Origin of the sequence: Pedobacter sp., from assembly GCF_035566355.1 — a bacterium.
Taxonomy (GTDB): domain Bacteria; phylum Bacteroidota; class Bacteroidia; order Sphingobacteriales; family Sphingobacteriaceae; genus Pedobacter.
Genome location: NZ_DATMRL010000013.1, coordinates 1 through 14,568 on the forward strand (window position 1 = coordinate 1; position 14,568 = coordinate 14,568).

The following is a 14,568-nucleotide window of genomic DNA, read 5'->3' on the forward strand; positions in this document are numbered from 1 at the left end:
GGGGAGCTACGGTTGACCTTAAAAAGGAAGTATGCAATTATAAAGTGGATAAAAAGATCTTTTCAACAGGAATTGTACGCTTCCTATTGACAGACGAAAATCATAGAACCTGGAATGAACGCCGGATCTACAACGATCTTGGAGATCAGCTTCATATCCAGTGCACCATGAGCAAAGCAAGCTACAGACCCCGGGACAGTATTGCTTTAGACGTTGAGGTAAAGGATAAAGAAGGTAAACCAGTATCTGGCACCTTTTCTCTTGCGGTTACTGACGATGCCCAGGTAAAAACAGATTCTACCGCAACATCTATCCTAAGCTACCTGCTGTTGTCATCGGACCTGAAAGGACATATTGAGCAACCTGGATATTATCAAAATGCATTCCTGCAAGCTGCTAAATGGCAACAACTGGACCACCTGCTGTTGTGCCATGGCTGGGCCGGATATGACTGGAGTGAAGCGCTCAAGCCTGTTAAAGTATTATCCTACCCTTCCGAGGAAGAGTTTCTGATTAAAGGAAAGGTAACCAACATGTTTAACAAGCCTGTGGCGAAATCTGAAATTGTTTTGATATCAAAAAAACCAGCACTGATTTTGGATACCATAACGAATGATAAGGGAATTTTCACCTTTAAAGGGATTTTTCCAACAGATACTGCTTCATTTTTTATCAGTGCAAAAAATAAACGGGGCAAAAGCTTTAATGTGGGAATTGAAGTGGAGGAGTTTAAACCACCGGTTTTCACTCCAGTCAACCAAAGACTCCTGCCTTGGTTTATCAATATAGATACCAGTACTTATTTAGCAGTAAATAAACAGGTCAATCTAAAGAAAGAGCAATTACGCAAAACCGGAGGCAATATGCTGAAGGAAGTCGTTATCAAAACGAAAAGAATAATTAAAGATTCCAAAAACCTCAACGGCCCTGGTCAGGCAGATCTGATTATTGATGAAACACAGCTGGAAAAAGAAGGAAAGACAAGCCTGGGGGATCTTCTGAATAAAAAACTGAAGGGTTTTGGAATACGGAATACAAAAACTGGCTTACCTTATTATGCGGTCTATCGCAGTTTCGTCCATCTGATTGTGGATGGAATAAATACAGATTTTTTCATTACAGATCTGACCTCCCGTTATCAGTACCTAAAAGATATTTTTGACTATTTTGACGCAGAAGAAATTACAGGGATTGAGGTAATGATAAGTGGAAAATACCTGACGAGTTATGCCGTTCGCTTTCTTGACCCAATGGAGCCCCCCTGGGATCATGTCTTCATAGAGGTGACTACCCGTGGAGGGAAAGGTCCTTTCCTGAAAAAGAGTGTTGGAACCTATCTTTATAAGCCTATGGCGTTTACCCTTCCGAGGGCCTTTTATTCGCCAAAATATTTGCCAAACAGCCAGGCAGACCAGACTGATATCCGCTCTACTCTATTTTGGGCACCCAATATCATCACTGATCAGCATGGAAAAGCGAAAGTAAGTTTTTTTGCAGCCGACAATCCGGGCACTTACACCTTTATTATAGAGGGTACGGATCTGCAGGGACATTTAGGGACACAAAGAAAACAAATTGTGATTGGCAAATGAGAAAAAAAACCGGAATCAATTGATCTTTTACATAAATGAAGGAAGAAAACTTATCCACATTTGTTAGACCAAAACTGATTCTATTACAAAACCATACTTTAAACAGTTTAAACCTAGTTTTTGTCTTTTGAGTTCAAATAGTGCCTAGATTTGTTAATTAGGGGGTTTTTATTACATTTGACACATACCAAAATAAAAACTATGTACCAGTTAACTGTAGCACCAGGTGAAGTGAATGAAGTTCTAGGAAAACATATTTTAGCCGATGGTTATGATATGACCTATGATATGGACAAGAGTCAGGGAGCCTATATCTATGATGCGAAGTATGAACGTAAACTGCTTGATTTTTTCACCTGCTTTGCTTCTGTTCCTTTGGGATACAACCATCCTAAAATGATCCATGATGAAGCTTTCAAAAAGAATCTTTTAGCTGCTGCAATTGCCAACCCGTCAAATTCAGATGTATACACACAGCAATATGCCCAATTTGTAGATACTTTCTCTAAAACGGGTATCCCTTCTTATTTACCGCATGCCTTTTTCATTGCAGGGGGATCCTTAGCTGTGGAAAATGCACTTAAAGTAGCGATGGACTGGAAAGTACAGAAAAACTTTGCAAAAGGCTACAAAGAAGAGAAGGGGTTTAAAGTTTTACATTTTGAAAAAGCTTTTCATGGCCGCAGCGGCTATACCTTAAGTTTAACCAATACACTGCCGGATAAGACCAAATGGTTTGCTAAATTTGACTGGCCAAGGATATCTGTACCCACTATAAAATTCCCGCTGGAAGGCGATAACCTGGCGCTGGCTGTACGAACTGAAGAAATTTCTATAGCTCAGGTGAAGCAGGCCTTTGCAGAAAACAAAGATGAGATTTGTGCTATTATTATTGAACCTATACAATCTGAAGGTGGTGATAACCATTTAAGAGAAGAATTTCTAATCCAGCTTAAAGCCCTTGCTGATGAAAACGAGGCTTTCCTGATCTATGATGAAGTACAAACAGGGGTTGGTTTAACCGGCAAGTTCTGGTGCCATCAGCATTACAGCGAGAAAGCGAGCCCGGATATTCTTGCTTTTGGAAAAAAAATGCAGGTATGTGGTATATTGGTAGGTGATAAAGTAGATCAGGTAGAGGGAAATGTGTTCAGAATTCCCTCGAGAATTAACTCGACCTGGGGTGGAAACCTGGTTGACATGGTCCGTTCCACTCAAATTTTACAGATTGTTCAGGAAGATCAGCTTTGTGACCATGCTGCAGAGGTTGGGCAATACCTGAAAGAACAATTGCATACACTGGCCTCTAAATACGACAAGATGAGCAATGTCCGGGGCAAGGGACTTTTATGCGCTTTTGATTTCCCGGGAAAGGATATGCGCAATGCTTTTATTCAGAAAGGAATGGATAAAAATGTCATGTTCCTGGGTTGCGGCAATCAGACCATCCGCTTCAGACCCGCCTTATGTATAGAAAAACAACATATTGACCAGGGTATAGCGGTGATGGAGCAGATTTTACCTTCTTTATAAGACAAACATTTTAAAAAGCCCTTTATTGTTTAAAGGGCTTTTCTTTTTAAACAAACGCAGAGAAGCCGGTAATGGCCCGTCCAACAATCAGGGAATTGATCTCTTTGGTTCCTTCATAAGAATAAATCGCTTCTGCATCTGCCACAAAACGGGCAACATCGTATTCCAACAAAATACCATTTCCTCCCATCACTTCTCTTGCCCGGCTCACCACATCACGGGTCCGCATGGAACAAAATACTTTAGCCAGTGATGCGTGCTCATCTGTCAGTATCCCCTGGTCCTGTAACTGCGACAAACGGAAACAAAGGGTTTGCATAGCGGTCAGATTAGACAACATTTCAACCAGGTGATTCTGGATGAGCTGGTAAGAAGCAATGGGTTTACCAAACTGCTTTCTGGTTCTGGTGTAGGCTAATGCACTTTCATAAGCGCCCCTTGCACAACCAACAGCCTGCCAGGCTACTCCTGCTCTGGTCATCCGCAACACCTTGGCCGTGTCTTTAAAGGAATTGGCCTCCTGCAAGCGGTCTTCTTCGTTTACTTCGCAGTTGGTTAGGGTAATCAGTCCGTTTTGTACAATACGAAGCGCCATTTTATCCTGTATTTTTTCTACAGCAAAACCTTTGCTTCCTTTTCTAACCAGGAACCCTTTCACCTGGTTATCATCCAGATCTCTGGCCCAGATAATGGTAACGTCTGAAAAAGTTGCGTTTCCAATCCATTTTTTTTGTCCGTTCAGCACCCAGGTATTGCCCTTTCGTTTTGCAGTGGTAGTTAAGCCTCCTGCTGCACCAGAACCTACCTCTGGTTCGGTTAGGCCAAATGCTCCAATGATTTTAAACTGTTGCATGGAGGGCAGCCACTCTTGCTTCTGTGCATCTGAACCCAACAGGTAGATAGACCCCATTGCCAAACCGCTCTGCACACCAAAAAAGGTAGAGATAGAGGTATCTACCCTGGCCATTTCCATAGCCAGCATACCTTCCATCAGGTTGGAGCGCCCCGGGCAGCCATAGCCCGTATAAGTCAAGCCGCAAATATTCAGTTCTGCAATTTTCGGGATCAGTTCAAATGGAAATTCGGCTTTAAGCCAATATTGATTCACAATGGGTTTCACTTCTTTTTCCAAAAATGCTCTTACCTTGAGCTGAAGTGCACGGTCTTCATCTTTTAAGGCTTCATCACCCAGGTGATAAAAATCACCTTCTATAGGTGGTAGTTCTCTTTTTTTGGAAGGAGATCCCAGCATTTTCATTAAGCCGTTGAGCTGGGTTTCATCAAGATGAGAAAAGGAGTCGACCACTTTGGGGAGATCGACCTTTCTGGAGAGTTCTTCGAGTTTCTGAAAATCTACATGCTTAAACAGACGATAAGCATTTTTTAAAGAGGAGAAAAGATTAGACATAGTTTCTGTTTTTAGTAAAAACAGAAACTATGGTCTTTTGTTGGATTTATCTTAAATCGAAAAGATTGTCTACGCCCAACAATTTACGGCTGGTGAAACCTTCACCGTAAGTGGCTCCGATCGATTTTCCAAATTCTCTGGCCCGTCCTATAACACTTTCAAAAAATTCAGGTGAGGAAATATAGGTTTCCTGTTCCTGGTGATCCGGGTTAAAAAACTGCGTTTTAAAGGCTTTAATAGAGGCAATTTTGGTTTCTATATAGGGTGTAATGTCTACAATGATATCTGGTTGGATGTAATGGTCCTGGATGTACTGAAAATTCAATCTCGGCCTCCAGGCTTCCTGCACCTTTCCATCCAGTTCCGTTTTGATTTTTGGTAATCCGGATAAGAAACATGCATCATTGGCCAGGTCTCCTGCCCTTCCATGATCCGGATGTCTGTCCCGAAGAGCATTACTGAATACGATTTCAGGTTGATATTTGCGGAGCATTTTGATGAGTTCCAACTGGTGTTCTTCATCGTTTTTAAAAAATCCATCTTTAAGACGGAGATTTTCCCGGGCATGCAGCCCCAGAATTTTCGCAGAATTGGCGGCTTCTTCGTCCCGGATTTCTGCCGATCCGCGGGTACCCAGCTCCCCGCGGGTAAAATCTACAATGCCTACTTTTTTTCCTAAGGCAATATGTTTTAGTATCGTCCCCGAACAGCCCAGCTCGGCGTCGTCGGGATGTACGGCAAAAACCAATATATCTAATTTCATAATGTAATCTGTTTTTTATAGCAAACGCATGATCTTCTTTTTCACTTTAGAAGACATGGGCTTAGTGAAAGGAAAAAAGTAATCGACCACTTCTCCCTGTTTATTGATGAGGTATTTATGGAAATTCCAACGGGGGGTAGAGGTCATCTTCCCATTGAGTTTTTTGTCTGAAAGAAATTTATAAATGGGGTGGGCCTGATTGCCCCGGACCATAATCTTTTCAAAGACTGGAAACTCGACACCGTAATTAACCTGACAGAATTCACTGATCTGCTCCCCTTCCAGCGGCTCCTGCCTGCCAAAATCATTGGAAGGAAAGGCAAGGATCTCAAATCCTTTATCCTTTAATTCTGCCCGTAACTCCTGCAGTTCTTTAAGCTGTGGGACAAAACCGCAGGCAGAGGCAATATTGACCACCAGGAGGACTTTATCTTTATAGGCGGAGAGGTTCTTTTCTAAACCATTAAGGAGTTTCACCTTAAACTGATGGATACTTTTGGAATGATCGGTCATTAGGTTTTATTGATAATAGCCAGAAGAAATGATGATGGATTCTATATCCCGGTCTTCGCTTGGGCTGTATGTACTTTTTAAATTGTGGCCCACTACTCTGGCCACAGATTGGTATAAAAATGCGGTAAAACCGCCCTTGGTTTGTTTGACAATATCATAAGTTGTCCTTCCAAGTTCACGGTCTACCAGCTTGGTTAAGATCTGTCCCTGAGTAATGGTCAGTTCTTTGATCTCTTTATTGAACATTTGCTTGATTTCCTGATCACAGGCTTTGACCAGTTTTTTTTGCTCTTTTTTATCCGAAGTTAAGGCCAGGTCTTTTTCCAGTTGTTCATAGCGTCTTTTGGCAAACAGTGCATAAGGCATTACCTTCAGTACATTATACCTTAAGCGGTTAAAGGCTGTGCGTTCTTCTGGTGTTTTAAAGATCCTTTCGCCATAGATCACCACCTCTTTAAGCGACATCCAGGGAATCATCTCCCCATCCACATTGGTTCCGGCTACTTTAATGGTATCATTCTTTCCCAACACCGGCATTTTTACCGGCGCAGTTGTCTCCTGGCCCTTTGCAGTAGTGCCTGTAATAATGACAATTAACAGAATAAATAACCTATAAAATTTCATAAATTTATACTCCTGCAAAGTTAAAGCAATTTTATATATTAGGTTCCATCTGAACTTCTAATTTTGTGCTCAGAAAAGGTGATGGCCACCTAACTAACTAATATAGCGTTTTAACGGAAAACACGCAGTAATTATTACGAAAAAAATACAATTGAATGCCATCGGAACAAAGCTGAAAACATACAGTATACAGCGTTTATGCCGGTGAACTTCTATAGAATAAAAAAGAAAGAACCTACAAATGAAGAACACATTGGTGATAGATCTGGAAGCAGAAAAGAAGGAAATCCTGAAGAGATACAGGGCCCTTTTGCGTGCGTGTAAGCCAACATTACAAAGAGGGGATAAAAAAGAGATCAGGAAAGCATTTGATATGGCCCTGGAAAGCCATAAAAATATGAGGAGAAAATCCGGAGAACCTTACATCTACCATCCTATTGCTGTGGCCCAGATTGCCGCAGAGGAAATTGGATTGGGTACCACTTCTATTGTTTGCGCTCTGCTGCATGATGTTGTTGAAGATACAGACATTACCCTTGAGGATATTGAAAGGGAATTTGGAAAGAAAACGGCCAAGATCATTGATGGCCTAACCAAGATCTCGGGTGTTTTTGACTACAACAGTTCGCTCCAGGCAGAGAATTTCCGAAAAATGCTCCTGACCCTGGCAGACGATGTAAGGGTAATCCTGATTAAGCTTGCCGACCGTTTGCACAACATGCGGACTATGGATTTTATGCCAAGACAGAAACAATTGAAGATTGCTTCTGAAACCATTTATCTCTATGCACCACTGGCGCACCGGCTTGGGCTTTATGCCATCAAATCTGAGCTGGAAGATTTATCTATGAAATATCTGGAGCCGGATACGTACAAATATATAGCCACCCAGCTGAACGAGAAAAAAGCGGAACGGAACCTTTTTATCAAAAGATTTGTTGAACCCATCAATGAGATCCTTGCAGAACAGGGTTTGGTGGCCGATATTTTTGGACGGCCCAAGTCTATTCACTCCATCTGGAACAAGATGAAAAAGAAAAATATCCCTTTTGAAGAGGTATATGATCTTTTTGCCATCCGGATCATCCTGGACAGTCCGCCTGAGCACGAAAAAGCGGATTGCTGGAAAGCCTATTCCATTGTGACCGATCTGTACCGGCCAAACCCAGACAGACTGCGCGACTGGGTGTCATCGCCAAAAGGAAATGGTTATGAATCCCTCCATACGACAGTGATGGGGCCTAAAGGTCAGTGGGTCGAGGTCCAGATCCGTACACAGCGAATGAATGAGATTGCTGAGAAGGGTTTTGCTGCCCACTGGAAATACAAAGAGTCCAGCAATGACAATGGTCTGGATCAGTGGATTATGAAAGTGCGGGAAATGCTGAACAATCCGGAAGCCAATGCACTGGATTTTCTGGATGATTTCAAAATGAACCTGTTCTCTGATGAGATCTTTATTTTTACGCCTAAAGGTGCCTTATTGCAATTGCCTTTGGGTGCTACTGCACTGGATTTTGCTTTTGAGATCCATACAGATGTTGGTGCAAAATGTATTGGAGCAAAAGTGAACCACAAACTGGTTCCTTTATCCCATAAACTACAGAATGGTGACCAGGTGGAGATCATCACCTCTGGCAAACAGGTTCCAAAAGAAGACTGGCTGAATATTGTGGTTACCGCAAAAGCCAAGTCTAAAATAAAATCCTCCTTAAAGGAGGAAAAGAGAAAGATTGCCGAACAGGGTAAGGAGATCCTGGAGCGTAAATTAAAATCGCTGAAGATCACTTATAATACGGATAATCTGAACAAACTGAGTTATTTCTTTAAATTACCGTCGACCCAGGAGCTATTCATATCCATTGCCAATGGCAAAATAGAATTGAAAGACCTTAAAGACTACCTGGCTGCTGAGAAGGAAATTGAGAACCGCAGTGGCACACCGGAAAAAAATGATCATCAGCAGATTGAAGCCTTACTGAGTAAGGTAAAAGGACCCGAATCTGATATATTGTTAATTGGGGAAGATCTTCAAAAGATAGATTATAACCTGGCCGCATGCTGTAACCCAATACCTGGAGACGATGTTTTTGGTTTTGTGACCGTGAGCGAGGGCATCAAAATCCACCGGACCAATTGCCCGAATGCGGCACAATTGATGGCCAACTATGGTTACCGGATTGTAAAAGCAAAATGGAACCGTCAAAAAGAACTGACTTTCCTGACCGGTCTGCACATTATTGGAATTGATGACGTGGGTTTAATCAATAATATCACTAAGGTTATTTCGAACGATTTCAAGGTAAACATGCGTTCTATTACTGTAGACACAGATAATGGAATTTTTGATGGTTCGATTATGATCTATGTAAATGATAAAGAGCACTTAGATAAACTGATTGAAAATTTACTGGAAGTTCGGGGCGTAACCGGAGTGACACGCTTTGATGCCTAAAATTAGGAATAAATCCTAAGTTTTATTTAGAAAAATGATACCTTTGAAAGGAGTTTGAAAACTATGTCTACAAATCACAACAGCGAGTTGGTTAGAAAAATATTTGAAGCCTACCTCGAAAATAAAGCACTTAGAAAAACACCTGAACGTTTTGCTATACTGGAAGAGATCTATTCAAGAGATGATCATTTCGATGTAGAGACCCTCTATATCCATATGAAAAATCAGAAATACAGGGTAAGCAGGGCTACGGTGTACAATACACTGGAATTATTGGTATCCTGTGATCTGGTGACCAAACATCAGTTTGGCAAGAACATGGCCCAGTTTGAAAAGTCGTATGGCTATCATCAGCACGACCACATCATCTGCATTGATTGTGGTAAAGTGGTTGAATTTTGTGATCCGCGGATCCACCAGATTCAGAGTATGGTTGGAGAGTTGCTTAAATTTGACATCAAGCACCACTCTTTAAACCTTTACGGTGTTTGCTTTGACTGCAAAGCAAAATCGGCGGTGAATGAAAAGGCTGAAACAGAACATGCTAATTAATAAATATCCAATTATAATATTTTCTTAAATTAAAATAATGACGCAAGTAGATGTGCTTCTTGGCCTGCAATGGGGCGACGAGGGCAAAGGTAAAATTGTTGACGTTCTTAGTCCGCAATATGATTTGATCGCTCGTTTCCAAGGCGGACCAAATGCCGGCCATACTTTAGAATTTGATGGCAAAAAATTTGTTTTGAATACCATTCCTTCAGGTATTTTTAATGAGAAAACCATGAATTTGATTGGTAATGGCGTTGTAATTGACCCTATCATCTTAAAAAGAGAATTAGATAACCTTAAAGCTGCCGGACACGATCCTGTTGCAAAAGGCAAACTGGTTATTGCACGCAAAGCACATTTAATATTGCCGACCCACCAGTTACTGGATGCTGCAAATGAGCAAAAAATGGGTAAGGACAAGATTGGATCCACACTGAAAGGTATTGGTCCGACTTATATGGACAAAACTGGCCGTAATGGTCTACGTATAGGGGATACTACTTTACCCGATTTCAAAGACCGTTACAACAAACTGGTGGAGAAACATAAAGAAATTTTGTCTCACTATGATTTTGAATACGATCTTACCGAAAAGGAGGCTGCTTTCTTTGAAGCCATTGAGTTCATTAAATCTATTCCTCATGTAGACAGTGAGCATTTTGTGAATGGTTACCTGAAAGAGGGAAAAACTGTTTTGGCTGAAGGTGCTCAAGGTACGTTACTGGATGTTGATTTCGGATCTTATCCTTTTGTAACCTCTTCTAATACCACTACAGCGGGTGCGTGTACAGGTTTAGGTATTGCCCCAAACAAAATCGGACATGTGTATGGTATTTTTAAAGCATACTGTACCCGTGTAGGAGGTGGTCCTTTCCCTACGGAACTGGAAAATGAAATTGGCGAAACTTTACGTCAGGTTGGACATGAATTTGGTGCAACAACAGGTCGCGCCCGCCGTTGCGGATGGATTGATCTTCCTGCATTGAAGTATGCTATTATGCTGAATGGGGTAACTGAACTGATTATGATGAAAGCGGATGTATTAGATGGTTTTGATACCATCTATGCCTGCACGCATTATGAACACAATGGAGAAACCATTGACTATATGCCTTATGACATCATTTCTGTTAAGCCTACACCTATTTTAAAGGCTATTGACGGCTGGAAAACTGACGTAACTAAAGTGAGCAAGGTAGAAGAGATTCCTGCAAAACTGAGCGAATATATTGCTTTCCTGGAAAAGGAACTGGAAGTGCCTGTAAAATACCTTTCTGTAGGTCCGGACAGGGTTCAAACTTTAGAGCTGAACTAAATATTACATTTTTATATAAAAAGGCACCCCTGCGGTGCCTTTTTTTGTTTTAACTTTGGCCGACCAATGAGGAGACCGGATCTTTTATTTAAACAGAAAGCACTTGCATGGGCAAGTTCCTTTGATGTTTGCTGCATACTTGATTCTAATGGCTATAAGGATCAGTATCAGAAATTTGATCTGCTGATTGCGGCAGGTACCAAACAACAACTTCGTATATCCAGCGGCACGGCATTTAATAGTTTAAAGGATTTTTATGAGGAGCATCGGAATTGGATGTTTGGATTACTGGGCTATGACCTTAAGAATGAGGTCGAAAATCTTCATTCAGAAAACCCGGATAATCTGGATTTTCCTGATCTTTTCTTTTTTGTTCCCGAACATCTGATTGCCATTAAAGATGATCGGCCAGAGGTCCTTTTAGGAAACCCGGAAATCTTGCAGGAAATTCTTCAACAAGAACTCCATGTCTCTAAAACCGCTTTTGAGCAGAGAATTGAAAGCAGGATGAGCAAACAAACCTACCTGGACAAGGTAGAAGAATTGCAGCGCCATATCCACCTTGGAAATATCTATGAGGTGACCTTTTGCCAGGAATTTTTTGCCGAGCATGCCATTATAGATCCTCTTGCTGTGTATGAAAAACTAATCAGTATCTCTCCTACTCCATTTGCCGGCTTTTTTAAGATCGATGAACAATATATCCTTTCTGCAAGTCCGGAAAGATTTTTATCCAAAAAGGATCAGACCCTGATTTCTCAACCCATCAAAGGCACAGCCCGCAGAAGTAATCATCCTGAGGCAGATCAAAAAATTAAGCGCCTGCTCAAGCAGGATCTGAAAGAGCAGACAGAAAATGTAATGATCGTGGATCTGGTTCGTAACGACCTGACTAAAAGTGCCCTTCCGGGAACGGTTAAAGTGGCGGAGTTGTTTGGAATCTATTCCTTTCCACAGGTGCATCAGATGATCTCTACCGTCACCTGCGAGCTCCGTCCGGGATTGCATTTCATCGATGCCATCAGAAATACATTTCCAATGGGTTCTATGACAGGCGCGCCAAAAATCAGGGCAATGGAACTGATTGAACAGGAGGAATCTTGTAAAAGAGGTGCTTATTCAGGCGCGATAGGCTATATCAGTCCGGATGGGGATTTTGACTTCAATGTCGTGATCAGAAGTATTTTGTATCAGGCTAAAAAGCAATATTTATCTTTCCAGGTGGGCGGTGCCATTACTTACGGCTCTCTTCCGGAAAATGAGTATGAGGAATGTATATTAAAGGCTTCGGCCATTATAGAAACGTTAAAGGGCTGAAAACAGCCCTTTAACATGATCAATTAATAGCCTATGCTATTTGTTGGGTTTGCCCGTTGGGGAGTTAAAATAGCGTTGTGCTTCTGGCAGATCTCTTTGAATTTGAGCAATCCTGGTTTCATCGGCTGGGTGAGTGCTTAAAAACTCAGGTGGTTTCTGGCCACTCTGGCTTGCGGAAGCCATTCTTTGCCAAAAATTGACTGCATTTGCTGGATTATATCCTGCCATAGACATAAAGATCAATCCTAAATGGTCTGCTTCAAGTTCTTGTGTTCTTGAGTTTGGAAGCAGATAAAAGCCTTGTGCACCAACTCCATAAACCTGACTGATCAATTGCTGCGTAGCTTGGGAACTGTTTCCTGTAGCCGCACCTAAAAGGCCTCCAAGACCTTGAGCAACAGCTGCTTTGGAAGCTCTTTCTGAGGAGTGTCTGGCTACTGCATGGGCAATCTCATGGCCCATTACTGTGGCCAGACCTGCATCATCTTTGGTCACTGGCAAAATACCGGAATATACTGCTACTTTTCCTCCCGGCATGCACCAGGCGTTTAATTCCTTACTGTCAATGAGGTTAAATTCCCAGTTGAAACCTTGTATTTGTTCCGCATAACCATTAGCGGTCATATATTTTGTAACTGCTGATGCAATTTTCTGTCCGATCCGTTTTACTCTTGCGGCATCGGCATTGTTCAGCACTTTGGTCTGAGGGTCTTTAAGTAATGTAGTGTAGCTCTGGGCTGCAGCTGTCTGCATTTCGCTCTCATTCACAAAACTTAAGCGGTTCCGCCCGGAAAGTGGTACTGTTGAGCAGGAATACGCAACCATTACTGCCATTGCAGCAACACCTATAAGTTGTAATTTCTTCATAATTTATTTCCTTTTAAACAGATATACTTTAGATTCCTTACCTTTTAGGAGCCGTTCCAGATTTTTCTGGTGTGTAACCAAAATAAGTATACAAACACACATTCCGTACAACACTTCTGACTTCACACTGGAATGAAATATAAATATAATTCCCAGCGGAAAAGTAAAGCCTGCACATATAGAACCGAGCGACACGTATTTGGTGACCAGCAGGACGACAACGAAGACCAGAACGCAAAGTAAAGCTGCTGGAAAGTTAACCGCTAAAATCATTCCAAAAAGAGTAGCAACCCCCTTTCCTCCCCTAAAACCAGCAAAAACAGGAAATAAGTGTCCCATAACAGCTGTTACACCGAGAGCGAGTTCATAATTGATAAACTGAGAGGAGTTATGTGGTCCTGTTACAGACAGACCAATAAAATAGGCTAATTTAGTAGCTGTATAGCCCTTTAGTATGTCTATAGTCATAACGGCTATGCCAGCTTTCTTACCAAGGACCCTAAAGGTATTGGTCGCTCCGGCATTCCCGCTTCCATACTCCCGGACATCCACTCCGTAAAATGCCTGGCCAAGCCATACTGCGGTGGGTATAGAACCAAAAAGATAAGCAATCAGCACCGCTGAAATAGAATAGATAGAGATCATATTCTAAAAGGCTTTTAAACTCATATCTAAACTCTTAACCGAATGCGTAAGTGCTCCCATAGAGATATAATCTACACCGCATGCTGCATATTGAGTTATATTTTCTTCCAAGATGCCTCCTGAGGCTTCTGTCGTATATCTGTGATTTATCGTATCGACCGCCGTTTTTAAATCATCAAAGCTGAAGTTGTCGAGCATGATGCGGTTAATATGTCCGGTTTGCAACACCTGATCCAATTCCTGAAGATTTCTTACCTCTATTTCAATTTCCAGTTTTTTACCGGTTCTCTCCAGGTATTCATTTGCCGCATGGATAGCATTTACTATACCGCCGGCATAGTCTACATGATTATCCTTGATCAGGATCATATCATACAACCCAATCCGATGGTTTACTCCTCCCCCAATTTTAACTGCCCATTTTTCCAGATAGCGTAATCCCGGTGTCGTTTTCCTGGTATCCAGTATTTTTGCAGTATAAGGCTCCAGAAGCTGAACAACACGCTTGGTTTTTGTAGCAATACCACTCATCCGCTGCATACAGTTAAGGACTAATCTTTCTGCCAGTAGTATGGAATGTGTTTTTCCTTCGACAGTAAAGGCGATATCTCCGTATTTTACCTGAGCACCATCCTGTATGAAGACCTCGATTTTTAAGTCCTTATCTACCTGATTAAATATTTCGAGCGCAAGTTCCACACCTGCAAGCACACCTTCTTCTTTAATCAGTAATTTTGCTTTACCTAAAGCTCCGGCCGGAATGGTTGAAAGTGAAGTATGATCTCCATCGCCTAAATCTTCAGCGATAGCATTTTTTATAAATAGGTCTATTATATGCTTGTCCAAATCATCAATTTTAAACCAAAAATAGCATTTTTACCTAAATTGTTTTATTTATTTCTCTGCTTCTATTCTCAAAGAAGTGATTAGAAAGGCATTAGCAGTTTTTTTGGACGTTATAGAAACCCGGAATTTCCCGTTTCT

At 41.6% G+C, this 14,568-nt stretch carries 13 protein-coding genes; 6 read left to right on the forward strand and 7 right to left on the reverse strand.

All coding sequences use genetic code 11. The annotated features are described in order from the left end of the window. On the forward strand, positions 1 to 1,592 hold a 1,592-nt coding region (locus VNZ46_RS00465), incomplete at its 5' end, for a carboxypeptidase-like regulatory domain-containing protein (protein WP_325558104.1). 201 nt (positions 1,593 to 1,793) lie between these two features. After that, a complete protein-coding gene (lat, locus tag VNZ46_RS00470) occupies positions 1,794 to 3,125 on the forward strand; it encodes an L-lysine 6-transaminase (RefSeq protein ID WP_325558105.1) in 1,332 nt (443 codons plus the stop codon). A 46-nt stretch (positions 3,126 to 3,171) separates the two neighbouring features. On the opposite strand, the gene VNZ46_RS00475 is transcribed toward lat, so the two are convergent. Genes VNZ46_RS00475 through VNZ46_RS00490 form a run of 4 tightly spaced genes read right to left on the reverse strand, consistent with a single transcriptional unit; the run spans position 3,172 to position 6,433 of the window. Then, the gene (locus VNZ46_RS00475) at positions 3,172 to 4,533 is read right to left on the reverse strand and encodes an acyl-CoA dehydrogenase family protein (protein WP_325558106.1); all 1,362 of its coding nucleotides are present in this window, start codon (positions 4,531 to 4,533) and stop codon (positions 3,172 to 3,174) included. A gap of 46 nt (positions 4,534 to 4,579) precedes the next feature. Beyond that, a complete protein-coding gene (gene bshB1, locus VNZ46_RS00480; protein ID WP_325558107.1) occupies positions 4,580 to 5,296 on the reverse strand; it encodes a bacillithiol biosynthesis deacetylase BshB1 in 717 nt (238 codons plus the stop codon). A gap of 15 nt (positions 5,297 to 5,311) precedes the next feature. Beyond that, a complete protein-coding gene (locus tag VNZ46_RS00485) occupies positions 5,312 to 5,809 on the reverse strand; it encodes a glutathione peroxidase (protein ID WP_199080935.1) in 498 nt (165 codons plus the stop codon). 6 nt (positions 5,810 to 5,815) lie between these two features. Then, a complete protein-coding gene (locus tag VNZ46_RS00490; protein ID WP_108553588.1) occupies positions 5,816 to 6,433 on the reverse strand; it encodes a DUF4294 domain-containing protein in 618 nt (205 codons plus the stop codon). A 241-nt stretch (positions 6,434 to 6,674) separates the two neighbouring features. Here VNZ46_RS00490 and VNZ46_RS00495 point away from each other — a divergent pair, with 241 nt between their 5' ends. The 4 genes from VNZ46_RS00495 to VNZ46_RS00510 all read left to right on the forward strand — a co-directional run bounded on the left by VNZ46_RS00495 (position 6,675) and on the right by VNZ46_RS00510 (position 12,072). Continuing rightward, positions 6,675 to 8,888 carry a RelA/SpoT family protein gene (locus VNZ46_RS00495; protein WP_133781706.1) on the forward strand — a complete coding sequence of 738 codons (2,214 nt, stop codon included), beginning with the start codon at positions 6,675 to 6,677 and terminating at the stop codon, positions 8,886 to 8,888. 63 nt (positions 8,889 to 8,951) lie between these two features. After that, entirely contained in the window at positions 8,952 to 9,440 is a 489-nt protein-coding gene (locus VNZ46_RS00500) for a Fur family transcriptional regulator (RefSeq protein WP_108553590.1), read from the forward strand. A gap of 37 nt (positions 9,441 to 9,477) precedes the next feature. Next, positions 9,478 to 10,755 carry an adenylosuccinate synthase gene (locus VNZ46_RS00505; protein ID WP_325558108.1) on the forward strand — a complete coding sequence of 426 codons (1,278 nt, stop codon included), beginning with the start codon at positions 9,478 to 9,480 and terminating at the stop codon, positions 10,753 to 10,755. A 66-nt stretch (positions 10,756 to 10,821) separates the two neighbouring features. Next, positions 10,822 to 12,072, forward strand: a complete 1,251-nt coding sequence (locus VNZ46_RS00510) for an anthranilate synthase component I family protein (protein ID WP_325558109.1) — start codon at positions 10,822 to 10,824, stop codon at positions 12,070 to 12,072. A gap of 36 nt (positions 12,073 to 12,108) precedes the next feature. On the opposite strand, the gene VNZ46_RS00515 is transcribed toward VNZ46_RS00510, so the two are convergent. Genes VNZ46_RS00515 through nadC form a run of 3 tightly spaced genes read right to left on the reverse strand, consistent with a single transcriptional unit; the run spans position 12,109 to position 14,430 of the window. Further along, positions 12,109 to 12,939 (reverse strand): M48 family metallopeptidase, encoded by an 831-nt coding sequence (locus VNZ46_RS00515; protein WP_325558110.1) that lies wholly within the window; start codon positions 12,937 to 12,939, stop codon positions 12,109 to 12,111. Positions 12,940 to 12,942: 3 nt separating this feature from the next. After that, positions 12,943 to 13,584, reverse strand: coding sequence for a glycerol-3-phosphate 1-O-acyltransferase PlsY (gene plsY, locus VNZ46_RS00520; protein WP_325558111.1), 642 nt, complete (start codon positions 13,582 to 13,584; stop codon positions 12,943 to 12,945). A gap of 3 nt (positions 13,585 to 13,587) precedes the next feature. Further along, on the reverse strand, positions 13,588 to 14,430 hold the full coding sequence (gene nadC, locus VNZ46_RS00525; RefSeq protein WP_325558112.1) for a carboxylating nicotinate-nucleotide diphosphorylase: 843 nt from the start codon (positions 14,428 to 14,430) through the stop codon (positions 13,588 to 13,590). Positions 14,431 to 14,568 lie beyond the last annotated feature (138 nt).

What these genes read in the sequence shown, in the direction of transcription:
- bshB1 (WP_325558107.1), bottom strand. Translation starts at nt 5,296, where the DNA reads ATGAAATTAGATATATTGGTTTTTGCCGTACATCCCGACGACGCCGAG.
- VNZ46_RS00495 (WP_133781706.1), top strand. Translation starts at nt 6,675, where the DNA reads ATGAAGAACACATTGGTGATAGATCTGGAAGCAGAAAAGAAGGAAATC.
- VNZ46_RS00485 (WP_199080935.1), bottom strand. Translation starts at nt 5,809, where the DNA reads ATGACCGATCATTCCAAAAGTATCCATCAGTTTAAGGTGAAACTCCTT.
- lat (WP_325558105.1), top strand. Translation starts at nt 1,794, where the DNA reads ATGTACCAGTTAACTGTAGCACCAGGTGAAGTGAATGAAGTTCTAGGA.
- plsY (WP_325558111.1), bottom strand. Translation starts at nt 13,584, where the DNA reads ATGATCTCTATCTATTCTATTTCAGCGGTGCTGATTGCTTATCTTTTT.
- VNZ46_RS00490 (WP_108553588.1), bottom strand. Translation starts at nt 6,433, where the DNA reads ATGAAATTTTATAGGTTATTTATTCTGTTAATTGTCATTATTACAGGC.
- VNZ46_RS00510 (WP_325558109.1), top strand. Translation starts at nt 10,822, where the DNA reads ATGAGGAGACCGGATCTTTTATTTAAACAGAAAGCACTTGCATGGGCA.
- VNZ46_RS00475 (WP_325558106.1), bottom strand. Translation starts at nt 4,533, where the DNA reads ATGTCTAATCTTTTCTCCTCTTTAAAAAATGCTTATCGTCTGTTTAAG.
- VNZ46_RS00515 (WP_325558110.1), bottom strand. Translation starts at nt 12,939, where the DNA reads ATGAAGAAATTACAACTTATAGGTGTTGCTGCAATGGCAGTAATGGTT.
- VNZ46_RS00505 (WP_325558108.1), top strand. Translation starts at nt 9,478, where the DNA reads ATGACGCAAGTAGATGTGCTTCTTGGCCTGCAATGGGGCGACGAGGGC.
- VNZ46_RS00500 (WP_108553590.1), top strand. Translation starts at nt 8,952, where the DNA reads ATGTCTACAAATCACAACAGCGAGTTGGTTAGAAAAATATTTGAAGCC.